The following is a 26,319-nucleotide window of genomic DNA, read 5'->3' on the forward strand; positions in this document are numbered from 1 at the left end:
AGAAGTAAAAACTAGGGAAACATACTCATCAGGAAATAACAGATACGCGAAACAACAGATGCTCAGTACTTGAACGTCACGTCGAAGGAGTAGCGCTGGCCGTACTTCTCATACCGGGCCAGACGGTCCGGCATGTTGTCGAAGTAGAGGCGCAGCGGCTCGTTCGTCAGGTTGTTGACCTGGAAGCGGAAGCCGATGTTGTCGTTCAGCTGGTAGGCGGCGCTGAAGTCCAGCGTGCTCTCCGCCTCCAGCGTCGTCAGCTGCGTCGCGTCCCAGCCGTAAATGGTAGTGAAGCGGCTGTGATACTTGTAGCCCAGGCGGGCTTCCACCCCGGCGTGGTTGTACCACAGGTCCACCGTCGCCGTGTGCCGGGCCAGGCCGTTGGCCGCCAGCGGATTGTTCACCGGTGCATATTCGTGAACGTTGCTGTTCACGTAGGCGTAGTTGGAATAGATGCCGAAGTTCTGCAGCGGCTCCGGCAGAAAGAAGAACGGCGTCTGGAAGGTGAACTCAGCACCGCGGATGAAGCCGCCGCTGCCGTTGAACGGGCTGATCATCTGATAGGGAACGCCGTTGATGTCCTGGACGGCGGTCTTGTAGCCGACGTTGCTGTCCAGGTACTTGTAGTAACCGGCGACGGCGACCAAAGCCTCCGGCCGGAAATACCACTCATAGGACAGGTCGATCTGCTTGGCCTTGTAGGGCTGCAGCTTGGGATTGCCGCCGCTGCCCGTGGGGGTGTTGCCGGTGGTGTCCAGGCTGCGGCTGGCGCGCAGCTCATCCAGCGGCGGACGGCTGATGGCCTGCGACAAGCCCAGGCGCAGGGTCTGGTCCGGCGCCACCTGGAAGTTCATGTTCAGGCTGGGCAGCGGCTCGGTATAGCTGTTGCCGACGCTGACCGGGGTATAGGGGCCGCCGTTGACGGACTGGAAGGCGCTGCTGTCGGTGTCTACGTGGATGACGCGCACGCCGACGTTGCCGCTGACCGGCACGCCGAACAGGTCGGTGTCATAGCGCAGCTTGGCGTAGCCCTCCTGCGTCTTCTCGTTCACATGCCACTTCTGCGACAGGTCTTCCGTTGCCAGGTTGGGGTTCAGCCCGCCCAGGGTCTTGTTGACCAGGCTGTCGAAGTCGCCGTCCAGCAGGGCTGGCATGGTGTAGCCCGGCACGGTGAAGTTGCTGAGCATGCTGGAGGGGATGGTGGTGCTGGTCGGGGTCTGCGTCCAGTTGTAGGCGCTGTACCACTTGGTGCGGTCGGCGATGCGAAGGCCGAAGTCGAAGGCCTTCAGCACGCTGCTGTCCAGGTCCCGCGTCACGTCCAGGCGGCCGGCGCCCAGGCTGTCACGCAGATGGTCGGGGCCGGTGTTGTTGCCCTGGGCCACCGACAGGTTGCTGTTGGCCAGCGGGTTGCCGACGACGGACAGGGTGGGCGTCACGCCGTCGCGGAAGTCGAACGTGCTGTCCACCGGGTTGGTGCTGTCGATGTACAGCGCGTTCCAGACGTTGTCGCGGTTGGCGTAGCTGTAGGAGACGTCGCCCGTGACGGTCCACTTGTCGGCCGTCCACTTGACGTTGGTGCCGGTGTTGAAGACCGAGTTCTTCTGGTCGTAGCGGGCGATGACGTTGCGCAGGTAGTTGTAGCCGACGGTACCGGCGGCCACGTCGCCGTTCTGCAGCGTGTAACTCTTGTACCAGGTGCCGGTGCCATCCCAGTTGCCCCAGTTCTGGAACCATTGCTGGTTCTGGTTCTCCACGATGTGAAACTGGGAGTAGAAGGCGTCGACCTTGATTTCCAGATTGTCGGTGGGCCGCATCTGGATGACGCCCAGCGCCCCTTTGCGCAGCTCGTCAATACGCGTCACCTCGGTCTGGGCACCCCAGGGGGTGGGGTCCTTGATGCCGTCGCCGTTCAGGTCGCCGGCATCGGCACCGGCGTTGTAGCCCCAGCCCTGGATGGAGGCGTAGCCGTTCTTCTGCTGCTGCACCGTGCCGCCCAGCGCGAAGGCGACCTTGTCGTTGATCTTGCCGACATAGGTGGCGCTGCCGCGATAGCCCACGGGGCTGTAGCTGGGCAGGTCGGCGGCGGCACCATAATAGACGGCGCCGAAGCGGCCGACGAATTGCGGCCCGGTATAGTCCAGCGGCTGGATGGTCTGCAGGTTGACGGTGCCGGCGATGCCGCCGGCGATCAGGTCGGCGGACTGCGCCTTATAGACCTGCACGCCGGTCAGCAGCTCCGATGGATACTGTTCATATCGGATGTTGCGGTCAGGCTCGCTGGATGCCACCTCGCGGCCGTCCACGGTCCCGAAGGCCAGGCGCGGCCCCAGGCCACGGATGACCGCCTGACTTTCATTGCCCCGGTCGCGGGTGCCGTTCAGGCCGGGCAGGCGCACCAGCGCCTCGGCGATGGTCACGTCGGGCAGCTGGCCGATGTCCTTGGCGGAGATGGCTTCCGACACCACGTCGGTGCTGCGCTTCTGGTCCAGGGCGTCGCGCAGGCTGGCGCGCAGGCCGGTGACGACGATCTCCTGCAAATCGTCGGTGCCACCATTGGGTGCCGAGGCGGCGCTTTGCGCGTGGGCGGAGCCGGCGAAGGCGGCGGCCACGGCGCATAAGGCCACCGCGCTGACGCCCCCGCGGACGCGGGCGGTAACCGGACGGAAATAGACTTTCTGGGCGTGCTTACGCATGTCCCTCCCCTTCGTGTTTCTTGTGGCGGAACCGCTTGGGCGGCCCGCTTTTATGGACGGTGATTCTCCACCGTCCGTCATCCACGGCATCGTCCCAGGGCCACCGCGTCCGCCATGCGGGAGGCGGATGCAGCTGATGGAACGATCCCGCCGCCTGATATTTTTATCATATTAATCGTCTTATTCGCCGTCAAGCACTCCGTTACAGAAAAAACGTCCTACGGCGCTGTACGCTTGTACGGTCAGCGCCAAGGCACGGGGGCGCCCGCGCTGGCCTCTTCAGGGCAACGCGTCAGTCCCACCGGCGAAACGGATGATTTCGGATAAAGGGCGTCGCCGCCACGGCCCCTGCACGACGGGGCCACGGGAAGCCGGAGCGTATAATCAATGCGACGATCGCCGGCCGCCCGGAACTTAGCTCCGTGGCTTCACAGGGTGGCCAGCGCGGACTCCACCAGGGCGTCCAGGGTGCCGTCATGGTGGAAGCCCGCAGCCTCGGCAGCCGGCGTCAGCAATGGCGGGTGGGCGCCGAACGCCGCCTCCAGGGTCCCATCGGGAACGTGGGTGACCAGGCCGGCGTCAGCCCCCAAACGGCGGGCGATCGCCGCGATGAGTTCCCCCATGGAGACGCACAGGGCCGGTAGGGTAACGGCGCCCCCGGCGGGCATGAGCGCGCAGTCGACACGGGCGGCGTGCAGCAGGTTATCGACGCAGCGGTCCAGCGACATGGCCCAGATGGTGGCGGCCGGCGACACCGGGCAGATGTAGGGCCGCCCGGCCGCCAGGGCATGGAACACGTCGCTCATGAAGGCGGACTTCAGGCCGGTGGCGCCGCCCGGGCGGGCCAAGATGCCGGACAGGCGGATGGCCACGGGATCGACCAGGCCCCGGCGGCGATAGTCGGCCAGCGCCACCTCCACCATCAGCTTGTGCGCGCCATAGGTCATGGCCGGCCGCAAGGGGGTGGCGTCATCCACAAGCGCCGGCATGGGATGGCCCAGCACGGCGATGGTGCTGGTGTAGACCACGCGCGGCGGCAGTGTCCGGCCCCCATGCGCGGCGGCCATCGCCTCGATCAGGTCCAGCGTGCCGTCCAGGTTCACCTTGCGCGACAGGGCGGGATCGCGGGTCGCCGCCCCGCCGGGCAGGGCGGCCAGGTGGAACAGCATATCGGCGCCGTCCGCCACCAGCCGGGCGCGCACCGCCGCGTCCGACAGGTCGCCCACCACCCGCCTGACACGGATGTCGTCAAACGCCGGCGGTTCCAGGTCGGCCAGCACCAACCGCTCCACCCTTCCCCCATTCGGGCCCCGGGCCAGCAGGCGCCGGGCCAGATGCCGGCCGACGAAGCCGCCGGCACCGGTCAGAATGATCCTCATGACGTTCCCGCTGTTGCCTGGCTCTCTCGCCGGCCACGATAGCCCCGCGCCGCCCCCTTCCCATAAACGATAGGGTGGAGGCGTGGTATCGACCGCACCGAAGGGTCGCCCGAACACCCCCTCGCCACCCGCCGGCCAATGCGACCGGAGGTAACGGGATGCCGCGCCGGAGGAGGCGCCTTTAACGGCGGCCGGCATGGTGTCGCGGCCGAACTAAGCGGCACACGAAAGTGCCGCGCGACAAAATATAAAGGTGAGCCCCCTGCACTACAAAAAGTGTTAATGCCTCTGCCCGGGTGCGTTACGCTGCGCGCACCTCTAGTAATGGGCCCCCTTCCGGGATGAGACGCGGACTTAGCTGACCAGATGGCCGAAAAAACACTAAAACCCGGCAACGACCTGATGAAACGGGTGCAACAGGCCTTCCTCACCTATGGTTACAGCGACCTCACCATGGTGGACCTGGCGGAGGCCTGCGGCTTCACCCGCCGGGCCCTATACCACTATTTCAGCAACAAGGAGGACGCGTTCAAAGCCACCATGCGGCATGAGAACGCGGCCCTGATCCAGGCGGGGATGGAGGCTGGCGCCCGCGTGCGGCAGGCCGGCGGCAGCGCGCTGGACATCATCACCGAGATCATGGACGTGCGTTACGGCTACACCCGCCGCGTCCTGTCCAAGTCTCCCCACATCATCGACCTGAACGCGGAGGCGTTCAAACGCGGCCGCGAGCAGATGATCGAAGCCGCGATCAATTTCCAGGCGCAGCTGGAAAAGCTGCTGCGGGAATTGGAGCAGGACGGCCTGCTGCGCCTGTCGCCGGAATTTACCCACGCCATGGCGGCCCAGGCCTTGGCCGATGGCGGCCGCGCCGTGAACCAGAGCTTGCCGCCCTTCCCCGCGGAGCACCTGACGGCCCGTTACCGCGCCATGTGCCGCGCCGTGCTGTTCGGCTGCGCCACCCTCCCCGAGCCCAAGGCGGAGTGAACGCCCGCTAGAGGGCGCGGCGCAGCGTCAAATTGATGCGCCGCGCGCCCAGCAGCGGGTGTGTGCCCGCCTTCAGCGGCAGGATGCCGTGATGGAACAGGCGCGACGGCCCGCCCCAGACCACCACATCGCCATGGGTCAGCGCCACCCGGCGCACGGGATCGTTCCGCTTCAGCCCGCCGAACTGGAAGGTGGCCGGCAGGCCCAGGGATAGCGACACGATGGGGTGGCCCTTGTCCCGCTCATCCCGGTCCTGGTGCAGGGTCAGGCGCGCGCCGGGTTCATACTGGTTGATCAGGCAGGCGTCGGGATCGAACCCAGCGTAGCCGGCCTCCGCCGCCGCTGCGCGCGCCAGGACGCGCACCGCCCCGGGCAGGGGCGGCCACGGCAGGCCGGTCAGCGGATCCTGAGGCGCGTAGCGATAGCCGGACCGGTCGGTGACCCAGCCGGCGGGCCCGCAGTTGGTCATGGCCACGGACATCTCGAACCCGCCGGGCGTCACCATGCGGCGGAAGGGGGCGGCGGCCGTGACGTGCGCCAGGGCCGCCAGCAGATCCTCGACACGGGGCAGCGCCCAGCCGCGCAGCAGCACGGCCCCGGGCCCGATCTCCTCCCGTGCCGGCGGGGGCGGCTCCAGCCCGGCCAGCAGATCGGTCATCATCCCAGGCGTTCGATGAGGGCCATGGCGGCGGCAGGGTTGCGCACCTTGTGGCCGCTGATGACGTAGAGATAGACATCCTTGCCGCCCGATGCCCAGTCCTTGGCCTTCTTGGCCCAGGCGTCCAGGGCGGCCTCGCTGTAGCCTTTCTCCTCCCCCTCCGTCGTGCCCATGATGCGGGCATAGGTAAAGGGGGCGGTGTCGACCTCGATCTCCGGATAGTCGCTATCGGCGGCGTGGATCACGGCGACGCCGTGCTTTTTCGCCAACTCAGTGAACGCGGGATCGCGGAAGCTGTCGTGCCGCACTTCCACCGCGTGACGCAGCGCCCGCCCGCCCGCCTCGGCCGGCAAGGCCGCCAGGAAGGCGCCGAAATCCTCCGAATCGAACTTCTTGGTCGGCATGAACTGCCAATTGATGGGGCCTAGCTTGTCCTTCAGCTCCAGCACGCCGCTGTCGATGAAGCGCTGCACCGACTCCGCGGCCTCCGCCAGCACGCGGCGGTTGGTGGTGAAACGCGGCCCCTTGAGGGAGAAGACGAAATCGTCCGGCGTCTCGTCATGCCACTTGGCGAAGCTCTCGGGCTTCTGGGAGCCGTAATAGGTGCCGTTGATCTCGATGGAGCTGAGCTTGCGGCTGGCGTATTCCAGCTCCCGTTTCTGGGTCAGGCCGTCGGGGTAGAAGGTGCCCCGCCAGGGCTCGTACGTCCAACCGCCGATGCCCACCCGGATACGGCCCTGCTTCGCCATCGCTTCCTCCCCTCGCCAATCGCCGACGTCGCATAGCGCGCCGCGCATCGTCCGTCCCCCCGTTTCCTCACACGGAAACGGGCGGCCCCGCCATAGGTGGGACACGCCCGGGAAACGTCAACGGTGTCGGAGGCAAGAACGCCTTCAGGCCTTCAGCCGTTCCGCGTGCCATTCCAGATGGTCGCGCATGAAGGTGGAAATGAAGAAGTAGGAATGGTCGTAGCCCTCCTGCAGCCGCAGGGTCAGGGGGATGCCGGCATCAGCGCAGGCCTGACGCAGCAGCTCCGGCCGCAGCTGGTTTTCCAGGAAGCTGTCGGCCGTACCCTGGTCCACCAGCAGGTCGGGCAGCCGCGCGCCATCCTGGATCAGCGCCACGGTGTCGTGGCGGCGCCAGGCGGCCGGGTCGTCGCCCAGGTAGCCGGGCAGCGCCTTCTGCCCCCAGGGCACCTGGGTGGGGGCCACGATGGGCGCGAAGGCGGAGACGGACTTGAAACGGCCCGGGTGGCGCAGGGCCACGGTCAGGGCACCGTGCCCGCCCATGGAATGGCCGGTGATGCCCTGGCGGTCCATGTCGACGGGGAAGTTGGCGGCCACCACCTCCGGCAACTCCTTGGTGACGTAGGACCACATGCGGAAATGCGGCGCCCACGGCGCTTGCGTGGCGTCGACATAGAAGCCCGCACCCTGGCCCATGTCCCAGGCGGCATCATCGGCCACGCCCTCGCCCCGCGGGCTGGTGTCGGGGCAGACGATGACCAGCCCCAGCTCGGCCGCCGCCTGCCGGAACTCGCCCTTGTCGGTCACGTTGGCATGGGTGCAGGTCAGGCCCGACAGATACCAAAGTACGGGCAGCTTGGCGCCATTCGTGGCTTGAGGCGGCAGGAAGACGCTGAACACCATGGGCGTGCCGGTCTCGGCCGAGGCATGGCGGTAGACGCCCTGGATCCCGCCATGGCTGCGGCTGGTGGATACGGTCTCAAGGGTCATGAGGGGGCCTCCAGACATAGGAAGACCGGGCGCGGCGGCCGCGCCCGGTCCTGACGGCGGATCAAATCAATACACCACCACCGAGCGGATGCTTTCGCCGGCGTGCATGAGATCAAAACCCTTGTTGATCTCGTCCAGGCTCAGGGTATGGGTGATCATGGGGTCGATCTGGATCTTCCCGTTCATGTACCAGTCGACGATCTTGGGCACGTCGGTGCGGCCCTTGGCGCCGCCGAAGGCGGAGCCCTTCCACACGCGGCCGGTAACCAGCTGGAAGGGACGGGTGGAGATCTCCTTGCCGGCCTCGGCCACGCCGATGACCACGGACACGCCCCAGCCGCGATGGCATGCTTCCAGCGCCTGGCGCATCACCAGGGTGTTGCCCGTGCAGTCGAAGGTGTAGTCGGCGCCGCCATCGGTCAGGGCCACCAGGTGCTGGACGATGTCGCCCTCAACCTTCTTCGGGTTGACGAAATGGGTCATGCCGAAGCGGCGGCCCCATTCCTCCTTGCTGTCGTTGATGTCGACGCCGACGATCTTGTCGGCGCCCACCATCCTGGCGCCCTGGATGACGTTCAGGCCGATGCCGCCCAGGCCGAAGACGACGACGTTGGCGCCGGGTTCCACCTTCGCCGTCTTCACCACGGCGCCCACGCCGGTAGTGACGCCGCAGCCGATGTAGCAGGAGGTGTTGAAGGGCGCGTCCTCCCGGATCTTGGCCAGAGCGATCTCCGGCAGCACCGTGAAGTTGGAGAAGGTGGAGCAGCCCATGTAGTGGAAAATGGGCTGGCCCTTGTAGCTGAAGCGGCTGGTGCCATCGGGCATCAGGCCCTTGCCCTGGGTCGCGCGGATGGCGGTGCACAGGTTGGTCTTGCCGGACAGGCAGGATTTGCACTGGCGGCATTCCGGCGTGTACAGCGGGATGACGTGGTCGCCCGGCTTCACGCTGGTGACGCCCGGTCCCACCTCGCGCACGATGCCGGCGCCCTCATGGCCCAGGATGGACGGGAACAGGCCTTCGCTGTCCAGGCCGTCCAGCGTGTAGGCGTCGGTGTGGCAGATGCCTGTGGCCATGATCTCGACCAGGACTTCGCCCGTCTTGGGGCCCTCCAGGTCCACTTCCACGATCTCCAGGGGCTTCTTCGCCTCGAACGCCACGGCGGCACGGGTCTTCATGGGTGCGTTTCCTATCTGGTGCAGGATTGATGCCGGCGCCTTCCCCCTCCAGAGTAAGGGGAAACCGGCCCGTGAGCCGCCACCTTACGCCAAGGCGGGCGCCCCCGTCCGCGCGACTATAGTATCGATTTCCCCGGCAACGATATCCTGACCATGCTGATCGAGAACCTGACCGACATCACCATCTTCATCCGCGTCGTCGCCACCGGCAGCCTGTCGGCGGCGGCGCGGGAGCTGGACCTGTCGCTGGCGGTGGTGTCCAAGCGCCTGGCGCGGCTGGAGGAACGGCTGGGCGTGCGCCTGGCCAACCGCACCACCCGGCGATTCAGCCTGACGGATGAGGGGTTGGAGTTCCATGAGCGCTGCGTGCGCATCGTCGCCGACCTGGAGGAGGCGCAGGATCTGGTGGCCAGCCGCCGGCGCGCCGCCACCGGCCTGCTGCGGGTGACGGCCACGGCCGCCTTCGCCCGCCGCCACATAGCCCCCCGCCTGCCCCGCTTCCACGCCCAGTATCCCGACGTGCGGGTGCAGGTGCTGGTGACCGACACGGTGGTGGATCTGGTGGAGGCCGGCATCGACGTCGCCATCCGCCAGGCGGCCCTGCCCGACAGCACCCTGATGGTGCGCTGGCTGGCACCCAACTATCGCATCCCCTGCGCCGCCCCCGGCTACATCGCCCAACATGGCGAGCCGGCGACGCCGCAGGACCTGCTGCACCACCACTGCATCGTCATGGGCGACCCGCCCATGTCCACCTGGCGCTTCGACTGCCGCGAGGCGCTGGGCGAACCGGTGGCGGTGGAAATCCGCCCCCTGATCCAGACCAATGACGGCGAGGTCGGCCACGCCGCCGCCCTGGCTGGCTCGGGCATCGTGCTGAAATCCATCTGGGACATCTGCGACGACCTGGCGACCGGCCGCCTCAAGGGCCTGCTGCCGCAGTACCACTCCCCCGCCCCGGCCATCCAGGCCGTCTACCCCGCCGGCCGCCACGCCGCCGCCAAGCTGCGCGCCTTCCTGGATTTCCTGTCGGCGGAACTGAAGGCCGACCCGTGCTGGGGGGTGGCCAACCGGCCAGCGCGCGACACCGTCACGGCCTGAGCGGCAGCCTGATCTCGAACGCCACGCCCTGCGGCGTCACCGGCTCCGCCCGCACGTCGCCGCCATGGGCGCGGGCGATGGCCTGGACGACGGCCAGGCCCAGGCCGGTGCCGCCGCTGATGCGGGCACGGGAATCGTCGGCGCGCCAGAAGGGGTCAAAGGCGTGGGCCTCCATGCCTGGCGGCAGGCCGGGCCCCTCGTCCGCCACACGCAGGACGACGCTGCCCGCCTCGGCTTTCGTCTCCACCCGCACCCGGCCGGGGGCGGCGTAGCGGCGGGCGTTCTCCAGCAAGGCCAGCAGGGCCTGGCGGACGCGGGCACCATCGGCCGACACCTCCAGCGGCGCCAGGTCGGTTTCGATCGCCAGGCCGGCGGCGGCGCAGGTGGGGCCCACCAGGGCGACCACGGCCGCCGCCTCCGCCGCCACGTCCACCTGGTCGCGCCGCAGCTCCAGCCGGCCGCTCTGCGCCAGGGTCAGCAGCTTGAGGTCGTCGACAATGCGGGTCAGCAGGTCCACCTGCCCCACCAGCCCGCGGAAGGCTTCCATGTCCGGGGTGAACACGCCGTCGGCATAACCCTGCAGGCGGCCGCGCAGGATGGTCAGGGGCGTGCGCAGCTCATGCGCGATGGCCACGTTCCAGGTGCGCATCTCGATGGCGGCGCGCTCCAGCTGAGCCGCCATGGCGTTGAAGTCCTGCACCAGTTGCTTGGTCTCGCGGAATCCGCTCTCGTCCACCGGGGCGCGGGCCGTCAGGTCGCCGCCGGCGATGCGCTTGGCGGCCCCGGCCACCGCGTCCAGCGGGGCGATCAGCCGGCGGGCGAAGCGCACCGCGGCCCGCGCCGCCATGGCGACGCCCACCATGCCCAGCAACGCCGTGACCGACCAGTCCATGACATGCTGCCAGATGCCGGGCGGATGGTGGAACAGGTCCGGCCACAGCCGGAACATGAGGGTGAAGAAGATGGTGAGGCCCACGGTCATGAGCACCAGGGCCAGGCCGGTGACCGCGGCCATGGACAGCACCAGCTGCCGGTTCAGGCCGGTGATGCGCCGGAAGTGCCACATCCTAGACGGCCGGTCCCAGGCGATAGCCCACGCCCCGCACCCCTTCCATGAAGCCGCCGGCGCCGGCGGCCTGCAGCTTGCGCCGGATGTTGCTGGCGTGGCTGTCGATGGTGCGTTCCAGCGTGTCGCCCTCGGGCAGGCAGGCGTCGATCAGTTCCCCTCGCGTGAAAGCGCGGGTGGGAGCCCGCATCATGTGGGCCAGGATGCGGAATTCCGTCAGCGTCAGGTCCAGCCGGTTGCGCTTCCCCTCCGTGGTCACCACCGCCATGTGGGCGGTCAGGTCCAATTCCAGCCCGCCCAGCCGCAGCAGGGTCTGCCCCTCGGTGGAGCGGGTGCGGCGCAGGACGGCCTTGACCCGCGCCACCACCTCCAGCGGGTTGAAGGGCTTCACGATGTAGTCGTCGGCGCCGATGCGCAGGGCCTGCAGCTTGTCCAGATCCTCGCTCAGCGCCGTCACCATGATGACCGGGGTGTCGCCGCGCCGGCGCAGCTCGGCCAGCACCTCGTACCCGTCCACCCTGGGCATCTTCACGTCCAGGATGACCAGGTCGGGCGGCAGGGCGCGGTGCAGGTCCAGCGCCACCTGGCCGTTGATGGCGGTGACGGTGCGCAGGCCTTCCCGCTCCAGATAGCCCTGCAGGATGCTGGCGATCTCCGGCTCGTCCTCGGCAATCAGCACCAGGAAGCTCATGATCCCGGTCCCTTCCTATTTCACCCCGCCGCCCAGCACCTGGTACAGCGTGACCAGGTTGCCGGCATCGGTCAGTTGCACCGACACCAGGGTCTGCTGCGCGGAATAGAGGGTGCGCTGGGCGTCCAGGGCGTTCAGATAGCTGTCCGCCCCCTGCTTGTAACGGGCCTGCGACAAGTCGTAGCTGGTCTGGGCGCTGCGCACCGTGGCCTGCTGGGCGTCCAGCTGCTCGGCGATGGTCCCACGGCGGGCCAGGGCGTTCGCCACCTCCTTGAACGCGGTCTGGATGGTCTTCTCATAGGTCGCCACCGCCGCCTGCTGCGTGGCCTTGGCATAGTCCAGGTTGGCCTGGTTGGCGCCATTGTCGAAGATGGGCACCGAGACCGAGGGCGTGAAGCTCAGCGATTGCGACTGGGCCTGGAACAGGTTGCCGAAGGCCGAACTGGCGAAGCCCGCCGCCGTCGTCAGGCTGACGGTGGGGAAGAAGGCGGCGCGGGCGGCGCCGATGTTGGCGTTGGCCGACTTCAGGCTATGCTCCGCCGACAGCACGTCCGGCCGGTTCAGCAGCACGTCGGTGCTGATCCCCGCCGGCAGGGCCGCCAGGGTGAAGGTGCGGCCCTCGATGCCATCCGGCAGATGGGCGGGGTCCACCGGCCCGCCCGTCAGCGTCTCCAGCGCGTTCAGGTCCTGCGCCACCAGGGTGGTGTAATTGGCGACGTCCGCCCGCGCCGTCTGATAGACGGTGTCGGCCTCCGCCGCGTCCAGCCGGGTGGCGACGCCGTTGCTGAGGCGCTTGCGCGTCACGTCGGCGGAATGCTGGGCGCTTTCCATGGTCGCTTGCGCAATGCGCAGCAGGCTCTTGTCGGCGGCGTAGGTGATGTAGGCGCTGGCCACCTCGGAAATCAGGCTGATGCGGGTGGCCCGCGCCGTCTCCTCCTCCGCCAGATAGGTCTCAAGGTCCGCCCGCGTCAGGCTGGCGACGCGGCCGAACAGGTCGGCCTCGAAGGCGCTGACACCGACGGCGGCGGACAGGGACTTGGTCTCCTGCCGGTTGGACCCGGCCCCGGTGCGGCTGTAGCTGCCGCTGGCCGAGGCGTTCACCGTCGGCAGCTGCGCCGCCTCCTGCACCCGGTACTTGGCCCGGGCGGCCAGCACGTTCTGCACCGCCACCCGCAGGTCGCGGTTGTTGTCCAGCGCCTGGCCGACGACGGCGCGCAGGTCGGCGTCGACGAAGAAGTCCTGCCAGCCCGTCTCCGCCACCGGCGTGGCGGCAGAGGCCGGTGGGGCATAGGCGGCCCCCTGCGGCCAGGCGGTCGGCACCGGCGCCGCGGGACGCTGATAGTCCGGATCCAGCGAGATGCAGCCGGCCAGCAGGCTAAGCGCCAGAAGGGAGGTGGTGGTGCGCAAGAACGGCCGCGTCATCACACACCCTCCGAATGCAGGTCATCGGTCTGGTCTTTCCTGGGAGCGGCGCCGTGCTTTTCGGCCAGGTCGCCGCCGAACAGCTTGCGCACCAGCACGTAGAACAGGGGCACGAAGAAGATGGCCAGGACGGTCGCCGAAATGACGCCGCCGACCACGCCGGTGCCGATGTCGTTCTGGCTGCCCGCCCCCGCCCCCGTGGCCAGGGCCAGCGGCAGCACACCGGCCACGAAGGCCAGGGAGGTCATCAGGATGGGACGCAGGCGCAAGCGCGCGCCCTCGATGGCGGCCTGCACCGTGGGTATGCCGCGCTTCTCCGCCGCCTCCGCGAACTCAACGATCAGGATGGCGTTCTTGGCGGACAGGCCGATGGTGGTCAGCAGGCCCACTTGGAAATAGATGTCGTTGCTGAGGCCGCGCAGCGTGGCCGCCGTGACGGCGCCCAGGACGCCCAGCGGGATGACCAGCAGCACCGACACCGGGATGGACCAGCTTTCATACAGGGCGGCCAGGCAGAGGAAGACCACCAGGATGGACAGGGCGTACAGCATGGGCGCCTGGCCGCTGGACAGCCGTTCCTGGTAGGACAGGCCGGTCCACGACAGGCTGGTGCCAGGCGGCAGCTGGGCCGCCAGCTTTTCCATGGTGTTCATGGCATCGCCGGAGCTGGTCTCACCGGCGGCTGCTCCCTGGATTTCCAGGGCGGCCAAGCCGTTGAATCGCTGCAGCTGCGGCGGGCCCATTTCCCAGCGCGCCTGGGCGAAGGCGGTGAAGGGCGCCATGGTGCCGTTGGATCCCGTGACGTACCAGGCCCCCAGATCCTCGGGCGCCGAGCGGTAGGGCGCATCACCCTGGACATAGACGCGCTTCACACGGCCACGGTCAATGAAGTCGTTGACGTAGTTCGCCCCCCAGGCACCGCTGAGCGTGCTGGTGATGTCGCCGATGGACAGGCCCAACGCGGTCGCCTTGGCGTGGTCGATGTCGATCTTCAGCTGCGGCGTGTCGTCCAGGCCGTTGGGGCGGACGGCCTGCAGGGTCTTTTCCTGCGCCGCCAGGCCCAGCAGCTGGTTGCGGGCGCCCATCAGGCCGGCATGGCCCAGGGTGCCGTTGTCCTGCAGCCACATGTCGAAGCCGTTGGACTGGCCCAGGCCCTGGATGGACGGCGGGATGAGGGAGAAGATCTGGGCGTCACGGATGCTGGACAGGCTTTTCGTGGCGCGGGCGGCGATGGCCTGGGCCCGGTGTTCCGCCCCCGGCCGGTCGCTCCAGTCCTTCAGCGCCAGGAAGGCCATGCCGGCGTTCTGGCCGGAACCCGCGAAGCTGAAGCCCGCCACGGTGAACAGGGCGCGCACCGTGCCGCTCTCATTCTCCAGGAAGTACTTCTCGATGGCGCGGGACACCTGGTCGGTGCGGGCGTATGTCGCCCCCACCGGCAGGGTGTACTGTACCATGACGCTGCCCTGGTCCTCATCGGGCAGGAAACTGGTGGGCAGGCGCACGAACAGCAGGGCCATGGCGCCGACGATGACGCCATAGGTCAGCATGAACAGAACGGGCCGGCCGACGATGCCGCCCAGGCGGCGGGCGTAGCCTTCCTGCCCCCGGTCGAAATTGCGGTTGAACCAGCCGGCCAGGCCCTTGGTATGGGCATGGCCGTTGGCCTTCAGCAGCGTGGCGCAGAGGGCCGGCGACAGCACCAGGGCCACCACCACCGACAGGGCCATGGCCGACACGATGGTGATGGAGAACTGGCGGTAGATCACGCCGACGGACCCACCGAAGAAGGCCATGGGCAGGAACACGGCCGACAGCACCATGGCGATGCCCACCAGGGCGCCGGTGATCTCGGTCATGGATTTCGCCGTGGCCTCGTAGGCGGACAGCTTGTCCTCGCGCATGATGCGCTCGACGTTCTCCACCACGACGATGGCGTCGTCCACCAGCAGGCCGATGGCCAGCACCATGGCGAACAGGGTCAGGGTATTGATGGAATAGCCCGCCGCCGACAGCACGCCGAAGGTACCCAGCAGCACCACGGGCACGGCGATGGCCGGGACCAGCACGGCGCGCCAGCTCTGCAGGAAGACGAACATCACGATGACCACCAGGATGATGGCCTCGATCAGGGTCTTGATCACCTCATGGATGGACAGCTTCACGAAGGCGGTGCTGTCGCGGGGATAGGCGATCTTGTAGCCGGCGGGGAAGTTGTGGGCCATGGCCTCCACCTTGGCCTTCACGGCGGCGGCGGTCTTCATGGCGTTGGCGCCGGAGGCCAGCTGCAGCGCCATGCCCGAGGCCGGGTGGCCGTTCAGCCGGGTGCTGACGCTGTAATCCTCGTTGCCCAGTTCCACCCGCGCCACGTCGCTGAGGTGCACGGTGGCGCCGTTGGTCAGCGTCTTGACGATGATCTTGCGGAACTGGTCCGGCGTCTGCAGCCGCGACATGGCGGTGACGGTGGCGTTCAGCTGCTGGGTGTCGGCGGAAGGGCGGGCACCGATCTCACCCGCCGTCACCTGGGTGTTCTGCGCCTGGATGGCGCTTTCGATGTCCGACGGCATCAGGCCGTAGCTGTGCAGCTTGTGCGGGTCCAGCCAGATGCGCATGGCGTACTGCGACCCGAAGACACGGGTGGTGCCCACGCCGTTCACGCGGCTCAGCGGGTCCTGCAGGTTGCTGACCAGGAAGTCGGCCACGTCGGCGCTGGTCGCCTTGTCCGTCTCGTCATAGACGGAGACCACCATCAGGAAGTCGGTCTGCGCCTTGGCGACGGTGATGCCCTGCTGCTGCACCTGGGTCGGCAGGCGGCTGGTGGCCTGGGACACCTTGTTCTGCACCTGCACCTGGGCCACGTCGGGGTTGGTGCCCTGCTCGAACGTGACGCTGATGCTGGCGCTGCCGTTGGAGCTGCTGCTGGAGCTGAAGTACAGCAGGTGGTCGATGCCGGTCAGCTGCTGTTCCAGCACCTGCACCACGCTGCTCTCCACCGCCTCGGCCGATGCGCCGGGGTAGGAGGCGCTGATGGAGACCGACGGCGGCGCGATGTCGGGATATTGCGAGATCGGCAGGGTGAAGATGGCCAGCACGCCGAACAGCATGATGACGATGGCGATGACCCAGGCGAAGATGGGCCGGTCGATGAAGTAGCGTGCGAACATGGCGGCTTACTTCCCGCCGGCAGGAGTCGGCGCGGGCTTGGCCGACAGGTCGACCTCCACCGGCGTCACCGTCTGGCCGGCCTTGACCTTCAGCGAGCCCTCGACGATCAACCGGTCGCCGTCCTTCAGGCCGCTGGTCAACAGCCACTTGTCGCCCACCGTGCGGTCCACGGTCAGCGGCCGCTGCTCCACCTTGTTGTCGGCCGTCACCACCAGGGCGATGGGCTCGCTCTTGGGGTTGCGCGATACGCCCTGCTGCGGCGCCAGGATGGCGTCGGGCATCACGCCCTGTTCCACCATCGTGCGGACATACATGCCGGGCAGCAGCATTTCCTGCGGGTTGGGGAACATGGCGCGCAGGGTCACGGCACCGGATTCCTGGTCCACCGACACCTCGGCGAACTTCAGTGTGCCGGGGGTGGCGTAGGCGGTGCCGTCCTCCAGCTTCAGGGTCACCTGCGCGTCGGCCTTGCCCAGCCCGCCGGAGACCAGGCGCCGCTTCAGCGACGTCATCTCCGTGCTGGACTGGGTGATGTCGACGTAGATGGGGTCCAGCTGGGTGATGGTGGCCAACGCCGTCGTCTGGTCGGCCGTCACCAAGGCCCCCTCGGTGATGCTGGACCGGCCGATGCGCCCGCTGATGGGGGCGGTGATGCGGGTGTAGTCCAGGTTGACCTTGGCGGCCTTCACCGCCGCCTTGTCGGCGATGATGGTGGCCTGGCCCTGCTGGTAGGCGGCGCGGGCGTCGTCGTAATCCTGCTTGCTGACACCCTCGACCTTCACCAGCTCGCCATAGCGCTCGGCCTTGGATTTCAGGCTGATCAGGTTGGCCTCGGCGTTGGCCAGGGTGCCCTGGGCCTGCTCGTATGCGGCCTCATAGGGCGCCGGGTCGATCTGGTACAGCAGCTGGCCCGCCTGGACCATGGCACCTTCCTCGAACAGGCGCTTCTGGATGATGCCGGCCACCTGCGGCCTCACGTCGGAGATGCGATAGGCACTGGTGCGGCCGGCCAGCTCCGCGCGCAGCGGCACCGCCTGGGTGTGCAGGACGACGAAGCCGACCTGTTGCGGCGGCGGGGCCGCCTGCTCCTGCTTCTTCTCGCAAGCCGTCAAGGCCAGCAGGGCGGCGCCCACGAGGGCCGGAAAACTCAATCGCTTCAACATCTCGGGCGTCATCCTGACGGTTACGGCGGCCACTGCAGCTCACTACCCGCGGTTGCTACACGACCCCTAGAGGCAGAAGCAAGATAGCAAAGTGGCCGATAATTCCGGGATGGATTATCCGAGTTTTGTGGAGAATGCGTGGACGGGTGATCCAGGCCGCGTTGGACCAGCCCTCTTCAGGTCAGGGGATCAGCGACACGTCAGCAAGATACCTCTGCCACCTTCAGGCTGGTCGCCGCCCGCCGGTCCTGCACCCAGCCCAGCAGGGCCAGCAGCAGGCCGCCGGCCGCCACGGCGGCCCCGGCATAGGCCACCGCCTCATAGCCCAGGCCGCCGTCGATCACCAGGCCACCCAGGAAGGCGCCGCCGGCGTTGCCCAGGTTGAAGGCGCCGATGTTGAGGGAGGCCGCCAGGTTGGGCGCGTCGCTGGCCTTTTCCAGCACCCGCATCTGCAGGGGCGGCACCGTGGCGAAGGCGGCCATGCCCCAGACGAACAGGGTGGCGATGGCGGCGATGGAGTTGTGCATGGTGAGGGAGAAACCGGCCAGGACCAGGCCCAGCAGGGCCAGCACCCCCACCAGGGCGGGCATCAGCGCCCGGTCCGCCAACTTGCCGCCCAGCACGTTGCCCAGGGTCAGGCCCAGGCCGAAGACCAGCAGGGCGCTGGTGACGCCGGTGGGCGACAGGCCCGCCGCGTGTTTCAGGATGGGGGTGATGTAGGTGAAGACGACGAACACGCCGCCGAAGCCCAGCACCGTGGTGGCCAGGGCCACCAGCACGGCCGGCCGCTTCAGCACCGCGACCTCCCGCCCCAGGCTGCCCTGTTCCGAGGCGGCAACCGGCGGCACCAGCGCCGCCACCGCCAACGCCGCCGCCAGGCCCAGCCCGGCCACGGCCCAGAAGGTAGCACGCCAGCCGAAATGCTGGCCGATCAGGGTGCCCAGGGGCACGCCCAGGATGTTGGCCAGGGTCAGGCCCGTGAACATCAGGGCGATCGCGCTGGCCCGCCGGTCCGCCGGCACCAGGCTGGCCGCGACGACGGAGCCGATGCCGAAGAAGGACCCGTGGGTGAAGCTGGCGACGATGCGGGCCACCATCAGCATGGTGTAGTTGGCGGACACCGCCGCCATCGCGTTGCCCGCGATGAACAGGACCATGAGGCCGATCAGCAGCGTCTTTCGCGGCAGCCGGCCGGTGGTCAGGGTCAGGATGGGGGCGCCCACCACCACGCCCAGGGCGTAGCCGGAGATGAGCAGGCCCGCCATGGGGATGGAGACGCCCAGGTCCACCGCCACATCGGGCAGCAAACCCATGATGACGAATTCCGTGGTGCCGATGGCGAAGGCCGCGGCGGCCAGGGCAAAGAGGGGAAGCGGCATGGAAAACACTCCGGCCTTATGAAAGGCCGCAGGGGAAAAATCCCGTCGGCGGCCTATCTGTTTCGTGTCGTACCCACCCTCGCCTTTCTCGCGCCTGCGAAAAACGGGACAGTCGCGGAAGCACTCTTCACGTTTTGGAAAGAGTGATTTGGCAACGGCGCCCATTCTTGCCACCCCGGGCCGGTGCTACATCAAAGGCCATGCAAACATTGGCAAAAGGACGCCTACAAATGTTCGACCTGACGAATAAGGATGTGCTGGTCATTGGCGGTTCCTCGGGCATAGGCCTGGCCACGGCGGTCGCCGCCGCCAAGCTGGGCGCCCGGGTCACCATCGCCTCCCGCAATGCCGAAAGGGTGGCGGCGGCGGTGGAGATCATCGGCCATCAGGCCCAGGGCCGCGCGCTGGACACGCTGGATGACGCCGCCGTCGCCGGCTTCTTCCAGAGGGGCAAGACTTACGACCATGTCGTCATCACCGCCTCCAGCACCAGCCGGGGCACGGTGGCGGAGATGCCGCTGGCCGACGCCTACGCCTCGCTGAATTCCAAGTTCTGGGGCGCGTACCGCGTGGCGCGCGCCGCCACGGTGGCCGACGCCATCAACCCCGGCGGTTCGCTGACCTTCGTCACCGGCTACCTCGCCATACGCCCCAAGAAAGGTGCCGCCCTGCAGGCCGCGATCAATGCGGGGCTGGAGGCGCTGGCCAAGGGCTTGGCCCTGGAACTGGCGCCGGTGCGGGTCAACGCCGTCTCCCCCGGCTTCGTCGATACCCCGCTGTGGGGTCACGCCCCGGCGGCGGAAAAGGCCGCCCGCCTGGCCGGCATCGCCAAAGGACTGCCCGCCGGCGTCGCCGGCCAAGGCGAACACCTCGCCGTTCAAATTATCTCAGGAATGGTCAATCCCTACCTGACCGGCAGCGTTACCTATGTGGACGGCGGCGGCGCCCTGGTCTGACCCAACGCCCCCTTTTCCCCTGACAGCCCCTTTCCCCGACAAAGAGAGCAGAACCATGCAGATCGACCTGAAGGGCCAGACGGCCATCGTCACCGGTTCCACCGCCGGCATCGGCTTCGCCATCGCGCTGGGCTTGGCCCAGGCCGGCGCATCCGTCATCCTGAACGGCCGCAGCCAGGCCACCGTCACCGCCGCCGTGGCCAAGCTGAACGAACTGGTACCCGGCGCCGACGCGCGCGGTGTAGCCGCCGACGTCAGCACGGCGGAGGGTGCCGCCGCCCTGGTGGAGGCCGTGCCCCAGGCCGACATCCTGGTGAACAACGCCGGCATCTTCGAGCCCAAGGACTTCTTCGAGACGCCGGACGAGGACTGGACCCGCATGTTCGACGTCAACGTCCTGTCGGGCGTGCGCCTGTCGCGCAGCTACCTCAAGGGCATGCTGGAGCGCAACCAGGGTCGCGTCATCTTCATCTCGTCGGAATCCGGGCTGAACATCCCGGTGGAGATGATCCACTACGGCTTCAGCAAGACGGCCCAGCTGGCGGTGTCGCGCGGCCTGGCCAAGCTGACGCGGGGCAGCAAGGTCACCGTCAACGCCGTCCTGCCCGGCCCCACCCTGTCGGAAGGCGTAGAAGCCATGCTGAAGGACCAGGTGGCCAAGACCGGCAAGCCCATCGAGGAGGTCGGCGCCGATTTCGTCCGCGCCTTCCGCCCGACCTCGCTGATCCAGCGCACGGCGACGGTGGAAGAGGTGGCGAACATGGTGGTCTACGCCTGCTCCCCCCAGGCGTCGGCCACCAATGGGGCCGCCCTGCGCGTGGACGGCGGCGTGGTCGACTTCATCGCCTGATACCGGAAGGTCCATCCCTCATGCGGCGCTTGATTCCCCTGATCCTGGCGGCCGCCCTGGCCGCCAGCCCCGCTGTCTCCACCACGGCGGGGGCCTCCTCCACCGTCGCCCCGGCGGCGGCGGAGCCCATCGGCATCGCGCTGGAGGGATGGCCCTATCCCTTCCCCGTCAGTTATTTCGAGTTCCAGGTGAAGGGGCAGACGCTGCGCCAGGCCTATATGGACGTGGCGCCCGCCGGCAAACCGAATGGCCGCGTGGCCCTGCTGTTCCACGGCCGCAACTTCCCCGCCAGCTATTGGGACAAGGTCATCCGCGCCTTCACCGCTGACGGCTACCGCGTCATCGCCACCGACCAGATCGGCTTCGGCAAATCGTCCAAGCCCGACCTGCCCTACAGCTTCGATTTCTTCGCCGCCAACAGCGCCGCCCTGCTGGACAGTCTGGGCATCAAGCAGGTGGATCTGGTGGGCCATTCCATGGGTGGCATGCTGGCCGCCCGCTTCACCCGCACCTATCCGGAGCGGGTGCGCCGCCTGGTGCTGGAGGCGCCGGTGGGTCTGGAGGATTACCGCCTGACCGTGCCGCCAGTCAGCGACGCCTTCCTCTACGACCGTGAATACGCCCTGACGGCGGACGCCTACCGCGACTTCCTGAAGAACACCTATTCCCTCTCCGTGCCGGTGGCGGAGATCGAGCCCTTCGTCGGCCTGCGCGAGCGGCTGAAGGCCAGCGGCGAGTATCCGCGCTGGGTGACGTCCTTCATCAAGTCCTATCAGATGATCCACGACCAGCCGGTGGTGCACGAATACCCGCTGATCGCCACCCCCACCCTGTTCATCATGGGGTCGGCCGACCACAACGCGCCGGGCAAGCCCTACACCACCAAGAATCTGGGGGCCGGCATGGGCCGCAACGCCGACAACGCCGACAACGCCAAGGCCATCGCCGCGTCCATGCTCAACGCCCAGGTGGTGGTGTTCGACGGCGTGGGTCATCTGGTCCACCTGGAACGGCCGGAAGATTTCAACAGGACGGCGCTGGGGTTCCTGGACCGCTAACACCTCAGAGGTCGTCGTAGAGGTTGCCCTCGTCCAGGGGCGGGGCGTGCTGTTTGCCGGGGCGGGCGGGCGCCTGCCTTGCCGCCGCCGCATCCGCGCGCACGGCGGCCAGCGGGCGGTCATCCACCATCACGTCCTCATCCGTGTCCGGGCCGGGGTCGCTCTCCGGCTTGACGCCGGCGTTGCGCAGCCATTCCCCGCACCAGTCGGTGGACAGGGTGGTGGGGAAGACGCCGCCCGGCGCCCGGTCGGTCACCACCGGCGGATAGCGCCGGCACTGTCCCTTGGGCCCCCGCTCCCGCACGCCGCCACCCAGCCAGTGGCGGCAGGTGTAGCAAATCTCGGAACGGCGGACGGCCATGGGACCAGGCTTTCAGCTGCGGATGTCGTGTGCGCCCCTTATACCATGCCCTCGAGCCGGCGATGCAAATGAGGATAAGCCAATGCCCATTTGCGGCGGGCGGTCACGCCAGTATCCGCGTATATGGTTTAAGGCCAACTTTGGAGAGCTTCATGGGCAAGACCAAGTATTCCCTGCGGCCCCGATCTTGGCCAAAATTGATTGCGAACCGTCTCACCAAGAAGCTGTCCGCCTTGGAAACGGAGGCATTTTTCCGCGACCGAGCTACCGACGGTTCACGCGATGCCTTCCTGGCTTTTCTGGATGGCGCTGGGGATGAAAAACCTGCCGCTGGCGATAGCCCTACGGAACCATCGCACTGACATGAGGGGGAGGACAGGCACAAACCCGCCCTCCCCACGCCCATCACGGCACAAATGGATCGACGGTCTGGATCGAGCCGTCGGCGTTGAAGTGCAGCTCGGTCACCTTGACGTTGCGCAGGTGGTTTTTGCCGCTCAGCTGGTTGTCGGCATAGAACAGCCAGGTCTTGCCGCCCCAATCGACGATGGAGTGATGGGTGGTCCAGCCCTGTACCGGCAGCAGGAAATGGCCCTGGTACTTGAAGGGGCCATAGGGGTTGTCGCCGGTGGCGTAGGCCAGGAAGTGGGTGTCGCCGGTGGAATAGGTGAAGTAGTAGGTGCCGCCGCGCTTGTACATCCACGACGCCTCGAAGAAGCGCCGCTCATGGTCGCCGCCCAGCAAGGGCTTGCCGTCCTGGCCCAGGATGACGACGTCGCGCGGCTTTTCCGCGAAGGTCTTCATGTCCGGCGACAGCTTGGCGATCTTGGCGCTGAGCGCGGGCTTGTCGTCCTGCTTCAGGTCGGTGTCGCCGATGCCGGCGTCGTAATGGCCCTTGGCCCACTTCTGCAGCTGGCCGCCCCAGATGCCGCCGAAATACATGTAGCTGCTGCCGTCCGCGTCGGTGAACACGGCGGGGTCGATGGAGAAGCTGCCGGGGATTGGCTTGGGCTCCGCCTTGAAGGGGCCGGTGGGCGAAGTGCCGGTGGCGACGCCGATGTGGAAGACGCCCTTCTTATCCTTGGCGGGGAAATAGAGGTAATAGGTGCCGTTCTTGTACGCGGCATCCGGGGCCCACATGAATTCCTTGGCCCAGGGGACCTGCTCCACCGACAGCGCCACGCCGCCGATGGTCACCTTGCCGCCGATCGCGTCCATGGACAGGACGCGATAGTCGCGCATGGCGTACTGGCTGCCCAGGTCGTCGTCGGGGATGCCGGCATCGATGTCGTGGCTGGGATAGACGTAGATTTTGCCGTCGAACACATGCGCCGAGGGATCGGCCGTGTAAATTTCGGTCACCAGCGGCTGCGACAGGAAATGCTTGCCGTTGAGCGCCACCGGATTCTGGGTGGTCGACTGGGCGGCGGCCTCGGGGGGCTTGTCCTGGGCTGTGGCGACCCCGGCCGCCATGAGCGCGCCCACGACAGGCAGGGTGAAACCGAACAAGCGACGCATGTGTCCTCCCGATATTTTTATGGCCCCTATCCTCGCGGCGGGGCGGCAAGGCCGGAAAGTTACCGCTACCATTGGCCGAACACAAGGGCATCCGCGCGGGCGTCACCTGCGGGCCATGGGCCTGATTTGCCAGCATTGGCTGTGTGGTTTCCCCGCCACTCAACGCAATATGCGGGGGCCAATATGCGGGGGTCGCGCTTGAAGGGCGCCCTTGGCCTCACTAGTCTCTGCACATCTCTTCCGGGCCGCCGCTGGGCGGCGCCGGGCCCAGACATGACGGAAGACGGCTTTGGACATACGCGACGGTTTCATCGGAACGATCGGCCATACCCCCTTGGTCCGGCTGGAAGCGGCCTCCAAGGCGACGGGCTGTGACATCCTGGCCAAGGCCGAGTTCCTGAACCCCGGCGGGTCGGTCAAGGACCGCGCGGCCCTGGCCATCATCCAGGATGCCATCAAGCGCGGCACGCTGAAGCCCGGCGGCACCATCGTCGAAGGCACCGCCGGCAACACCGGCATCGGCCTGGCCCTGGTGGGCAACGCCTGGGGCTTCAAGACCGTCATCGTCATGCCCGAGACGCAGAGCCAGGAAAAGAAGGACATGCTGCGCCTGATCGGCGCCGACCTGCGCCTGGTGCCGGCCGTGCCCTACAAGGACCCGGGCAACTATGTCCATGTCAGCCGCCGCATCGCGGAGGAACTGGCGGCGACGGAGCCCAACGGCGCCGTCTGGGCCAACCAGTTCGACAACCTGGCCAACCGCGAGGGCCACCGCGCCACCACCGGCGTGGAAATCTGGGAACAGACCGGCGGCAAGGTCGATGCTTTCACCTGCGCCGTGGGCACCGGCGGCACGCTGGCCGGCGTGGCCCTGGCCCTGAAGGATCGCAACCCCAACGTTCGCATCGTGATGGCCGACCCGCTGGGCAGCGTGCTGTACAGCTGGAAGAAGACGGGGGAACTGGTGTCCTCCGGCACCTCCATCACCGAGGGTATCGGCCAGGGCCGCGTCACCGCCAACCTGCTGGACGCCCCCATCGACGACGCCGTGCAGATCCCCGATGAGGAAGCCCTGCCCATCATCTTCGACCTGGTGAAGACGCAAGGCCTGGTGGTGGGCGGATCCAGCGGCATCAACGTCGCTGCCGCCATCCGCGTCGCCCGCGACCTCGGCCCCGGCCACACGGTGGTGACGGTGCTGTGCGACTTCGGCACCCGCTACCAGTCCAAGCTGTTCAACCCGGAATTCCTGCGGGAACGGAACCTGCCCGTTCCCGGCTGGCTGTGACCCGGCTGGCTCTGTGATAAGGAGGCGAAGCCCATGACCCCCAGTTCCACGACCCCGGGCGCCCTCGTCAGCACCGACTGGCTGGCCCAGCACCTGAATGACCCGGACATCCGGGTGGTGGACGCCAGCTATCACATGCCGGCCGTGCCGCGCGACGCCCAGGCCGAATTCATCGCCCAGCACATCCCCGGCGCCGTCTTCTTCGACATCGACGGCATCGCCGACAAGACCGTCCCCCTGCCCCACATGCTGCCCACCGCCGAGGTGTTCGCCCAGGCCGTGGCCGACCTGGGCATCGGCCGCGACAGCACCGTCGTCGTCTACGACGTCTATGACCTGTTCAGCGCGGCCCGGGTGTGGTGGACCTTCCGCGTGTTCGGTCACGACAAGGTCTATGTCCTGGACGGCGGCCTGCCCAAATGGCTGGCGGAGGGCCGGCCGGTGGAGGCCGGCCCCGCCCAGCCCAAACCGGCGGGAGAGCCGATCGCCGCCCGCCTGAACCCGGCCCTGGTGCGCGATGCCGACGCCATCCGCGAAAACGTGGACCGCAAGGTGGAGCAGGTGGTGGACGCCCGCTCGCAAGGCCGGTTCGAGGCGACGGCGCCGGAGCCGCGCGCCGGCTTGCGCGGCGGCCACATCCCGGGCAGCCGCAACGTGCCCTTCAACGACCTGATCGCGGGCGGCCGCCTGCGGCCGCCGGATGAACTGGCGGCGCGCTTTCAGGACGCCGGCGTGGACGTGAACCGTCCCTTGGTCACCAGCTGCGGCAGCGGGCTGACCGCCGCCATCCTGGCCCTGGCGCTCTATGAGATCGGCCAGCCTGAGGTCGCCATCTATGACGGGTCATGGACGGAATGGGGCGGCCGGGCGGACCTGCCCGTCGCCACCGGTCCGGCCTGAGGCCGTCCATGAAGCCCGAGACCTGGACGCTGCCGGCCGACCTGCCGGCCGGCAAGCTGCCCGTCACCGTCACCTACCTGGAAATGGCGGAGCCGCCGGCCGGCCCGGCGCGGACGAGGCCCGAGGACGTGGACGGCCCGGTGCATGCCCGGAACTGCCCGCCCGCCTATTACCGCTTCCTCTACGACACGGTGGGGGAGCCGTGGCTGTGGGAATACCGCCGCCGCATGGCGCCGGAGCGCCTGGCCGAGATCCTGGCCGACCCGGCGGTGGAGGTGCACGTCGTCTCCGTCCAGGGCGTGCCCGCCGGCTATATCGAGCTGGACGCGGAAAAGCTGGCCAGCGACGGCGCCATGGACGTGGCCTATTTCGGCCTGATGCCCTGGGCCATCGGCCGGGGCATCGGCCCCTGGCTGCTGGACTGGGGCGTGCGCCTGGCCTGGACCAAGCCGTCGGTGCGGCGGCTGACCGTCAACACCTGCACCTTCGACCACCCGTCGGCCCTGGGACTGTACCAGCGCGCGGGCTTCAAGGTCCTGCGGACGGAGGACAAGCTGGTGGACGATCCGCGCCTGACCGGCCTGCTGCCCCTGTCGGCCGCCCCGCACATCCCCCTGGCGCGCCGCCCTTAAGTCCCCGCCCTCAAGCCTGCGCCATTTGCCGCATCCCAAGACCCGCAAGGTTGCATGATCGTCCGACGTGCCATCCCCGAAGGGGCGCAACGCGTGCAGTTCTGCGCGCACTCCTGCACAGGAGCCGCCCCGCCACCAGGCAG

At 68.0% G+C, this 26,319-nt stretch carries 23 protein-coding genes; 9 read left to right on the forward strand and 14 right to left on the reverse strand.

The window, feature by feature from the left end; genetic code table 11:
• Positions 1-62 precede the first annotated feature (62 nt).
• Together FBZ87_RS00155 and FBZ87_RS00160 are read right to left on the reverse strand one after the other, a co-directional pair.
• Complete coding sequence (locus FBZ87_RS00155; RefSeq protein ID WP_145608194.1) at positions 63-2,693, reverse strand: TonB-dependent receptor; 2,631 nt, start codon at positions 2,691-2,693, stop codon at positions 63-65.
• Between the two features lie 428 nt (positions 2,694-3,121).
• Positions 3,122-4,072, reverse strand: a complete 951-nt coding sequence (locus FBZ87_RS00160; protein WP_145608196.1) for an NAD-dependent epimerase/dehydratase family protein — start codon at positions 4,070-4,072, stop codon at positions 3,122-3,124.
• Between the two features lie 366 nt (positions 4,073-4,438).
• Between FBZ87_RS00160 and FBZ87_RS00165 the strand changes: the two genes are divergently transcribed.
• A complete protein-coding gene (locus FBZ87_RS00165; protein ID WP_145608197.1) occupies positions 4,439-5,059 on the forward strand; it encodes a TetR/AcrR family transcriptional regulator in 621 nt (206 codons plus the stop codon).
• Positions 5,060-5,066: 7 nt separating this feature from the next.
• On the opposite strand, the gene alkB is transcribed toward FBZ87_RS00165, so the two are convergent.
• The 4 genes from alkB to FBZ87_RS00185 form a co-directional block, all read right to left on the reverse strand.
• The gene (gene alkB / locus FBZ87_RS00170; protein WP_425465720.1) at positions 5,067-5,720 is read right to left on the reverse strand and encodes a DNA oxidative demethylase AlkB; all 654 of its coding nucleotides are present in this window, start codon (positions 5,718-5,720) and stop codon (positions 5,067-5,069) included.
• Complete coding sequence (locus FBZ87_RS00175) at positions 5,717-6,466, reverse strand: DUF72 domain-containing protein (RefSeq protein ID WP_145608199.1); 750 nt, start codon at positions 6,464-6,466, stop codon at positions 5,717-5,719. The genes alkB and FBZ87_RS00175 overlap by 4 nt, the downstream gene beginning before the upstream one ends.
• A 144-nt stretch (positions 6,467-6,610) precedes the next feature.
• Positions 6,611-7,453 carry an S-formylglutathione hydrolase gene (fghA, locus tag FBZ87_RS00180; RefSeq protein ID WP_145608200.1) on the reverse strand — a complete coding sequence of 281 codons (843 nt, stop codon included), beginning with the start codon at positions 7,451-7,453 and terminating at the stop codon, positions 6,611-6,613.
• Positions 7,454-7,519: 66 nt separating this feature from the next.
• Positions 7,520-8,629, reverse strand: coding sequence for an S-(hydroxymethyl)glutathione dehydrogenase/class III alcohol dehydrogenase (locus tag FBZ87_RS00185; protein ID WP_145608202.1), 1,110 nt, complete (start codon positions 8,627-8,629; stop codon positions 7,520-7,522).
• A 153-nt stretch (positions 8,630-8,782) separates the two neighbouring features.
• Here FBZ87_RS00185 and FBZ87_RS00190 point away from each other — a divergent pair, with 153 nt between their 5' ends.
• Entirely contained in the window at positions 8,783-9,730 is a 948-nt protein-coding gene (locus FBZ87_RS00190; RefSeq protein ID WP_088873539.1) for a LysR family transcriptional regulator, read from the forward strand.
• Here the strand turns inward: FBZ87_RS00190 and FBZ87_RS00195 are convergent.
• The 6 genes from FBZ87_RS00195 to FBZ87_RS00220 form a co-directional block, all read right to left on the reverse strand.
• Positions 9,720-10,796 (reverse strand): ATP-binding protein, encoded by a 1,077-nt coding sequence (locus tag FBZ87_RS00195; protein ID WP_145608203.1) that lies wholly within the window; start codon positions 10,794-10,796, stop codon positions 9,720-9,722. The genes FBZ87_RS00190 and FBZ87_RS00195 overlap by 11 nt on opposite strands.
• A 1-nt stretch (position 10,797) precedes the next feature.
• Complete coding sequence (locus tag FBZ87_RS00200) at positions 10,798-11,487, reverse strand: response regulator (protein ID WP_145608205.1); 690 nt, start codon at positions 11,485-11,487, stop codon at positions 10,798-10,800.
• Positions 11,488-11,502: 15 nt separating this feature from the next.
• Positions 11,503-12,909 (reverse strand): efflux transporter outer membrane subunit, encoded by a 1,407-nt coding sequence (locus FBZ87_RS00205; protein WP_145608206.1) that lies wholly within the window; start codon positions 12,907-12,909, stop codon positions 11,503-11,505.
• Positions 12,909-16,070 carry an efflux RND transporter permease subunit gene (locus tag FBZ87_RS00210; RefSeq protein WP_145608208.1) on the reverse strand — a complete coding sequence of 1,054 codons (3,162 nt, stop codon included), beginning with the start codon at positions 16,068-16,070 and terminating at the stop codon, positions 12,909-12,911. The genes FBZ87_RS00205 and FBZ87_RS00210 overlap by 1 nt, the downstream gene beginning before the upstream one ends.
• 6 nt (positions 16,071-16,076) lie before the next feature.
• A complete protein-coding gene (locus tag FBZ87_RS00215; protein WP_246134161.1) occupies positions 16,077-17,234 on the reverse strand; it encodes an efflux RND transporter periplasmic adaptor subunit in 1,158 nt (385 codons plus the stop codon).
• A 200-nt stretch (positions 17,235-17,434) separates the two neighbouring features.
• Complete coding sequence (locus tag FBZ87_RS00220; RefSeq protein ID WP_145608211.1) at positions 17,435-18,613, reverse strand: MFS transporter; 1,179 nt, start codon at positions 18,611-18,613, stop codon at positions 17,435-17,437.
• Positions 18,614-18,843: 230 nt separating this feature from the next.
• On the opposite strand from FBZ87_RS00220, the gene FBZ87_RS00225 reads away from it, so the two are divergent.
• From FBZ87_RS00225 to FBZ87_RS00235, 3 genes are read left to right on the forward strand one after another with little or no spacing between them, the layout of a single operon-like run.
• Positions 18,844-19,569: an SDR family oxidoreductase gene (locus FBZ87_RS00225; protein WP_145608213.1), complete on the forward strand. Its 726-nt coding sequence runs from the start codon at positions 18,844-18,846 to the stop codon at positions 19,567-19,569.
• 55 nt (positions 19,570-19,624) lie between these two features.
• Positions 19,625-20,419: an SDR family NAD(P)-dependent oxidoreductase gene (locus FBZ87_RS00230; protein ID WP_145608215.1), complete on the forward strand. Its 795-nt coding sequence runs from the start codon at positions 19,625-19,627 to the stop codon at positions 20,417-20,419.
• A gap of 20 nt (positions 20,420-20,439) precedes the next feature.
• The gene (locus tag FBZ87_RS00235) at positions 20,440-21,477 is read left to right on the forward strand and encodes an alpha/beta hydrolase (protein WP_246134162.1); all 1,038 of its coding nucleotides are present in this window, start codon (positions 20,440-20,442) and stop codon (positions 21,475-21,477) included.
• Positions 21,478-21,481: 4 nt separating this feature from the next.
• Here the strand turns inward: FBZ87_RS00235 and FBZ87_RS00240 are convergent, their stop codons facing one another.
• On the reverse strand, positions 21,482-21,838 hold the full coding sequence (locus FBZ87_RS00240) for a hypothetical protein (protein WP_145608217.1): 357 nt from the start codon (positions 21,836-21,838) through the stop codon (positions 21,482-21,484).
• Between the two features lie 152 nt (positions 21,839-21,990).
• Here FBZ87_RS00240 and FBZ87_RS00245 point away from each other — a divergent pair, with 152 nt between their 5' ends.
• Positions 21,991-22,200, forward strand: a complete 210-nt coding sequence (locus tag FBZ87_RS00245; RefSeq protein ID WP_145608219.1) for a toxin-antitoxin system HicB family antitoxin — start codon at positions 21,991-21,993, stop codon at positions 22,198-22,200.
• Between the two features lie 43 nt (positions 22,201-22,243).
• Here FBZ87_RS00245 and FBZ87_RS00250 read toward each other — a convergent pair whose 3' ends face one another.
• On the reverse strand, positions 22,244-23,356 hold the full coding sequence (locus FBZ87_RS00250) for a glycoside hydrolase family 43 protein (RefSeq protein WP_145608221.1): 1,113 nt from the start codon (positions 23,354-23,356) through the stop codon (positions 22,244-22,246).
• Between the two features lie 289 nt (positions 23,357-23,645).
• Between FBZ87_RS00250 and FBZ87_RS00255 the strand changes: the two genes are divergently transcribed.
• The 3 genes from FBZ87_RS00255 to FBZ87_RS00265 are packed head-to-tail and all read left to right on the forward strand — an operon-like array spanning position 23,646 to position 26,176.
• Positions 23,646-24,644: a cysteine synthase A gene (locus tag FBZ87_RS00255; protein WP_145608223.1), complete on the forward strand. Its 999-nt coding sequence runs from the start codon at positions 23,646-23,648 to the stop codon at positions 24,642-24,644.
• 33 nt (positions 24,645-24,677) lie between these two features.
• Entirely contained in the window at positions 24,678-25,544 is an 867-nt protein-coding gene (gene sseA, locus FBZ87_RS00260) for a 3-mercaptopyruvate sulfurtransferase (protein ID WP_145608225.1), read from the forward strand.
• An 8-nt stretch (positions 25,545-25,552) separates the two neighbouring features.
• Positions 25,553-26,176 carry a GNAT family N-acetyltransferase gene (locus tag FBZ87_RS00265; RefSeq protein WP_145608227.1) on the forward strand — a complete coding sequence of 208 codons (624 nt, stop codon included), beginning with the start codon at positions 25,553-25,555 and terminating at the stop codon, positions 26,174-26,176.
• The last annotated feature ends 143 nt before the right edge of the window (positions 26,177-26,319 follow it).

Source organism: Nitrospirillum amazonense (assembly GCF_007828035.1).
In the GTDB taxonomy this organism is placed as follows: Bacteria; Pseudomonadota; Alphaproteobacteria; order Azospirillales; family Azospirillaceae; genus Nitrospirillum; species Nitrospirillum amazonense.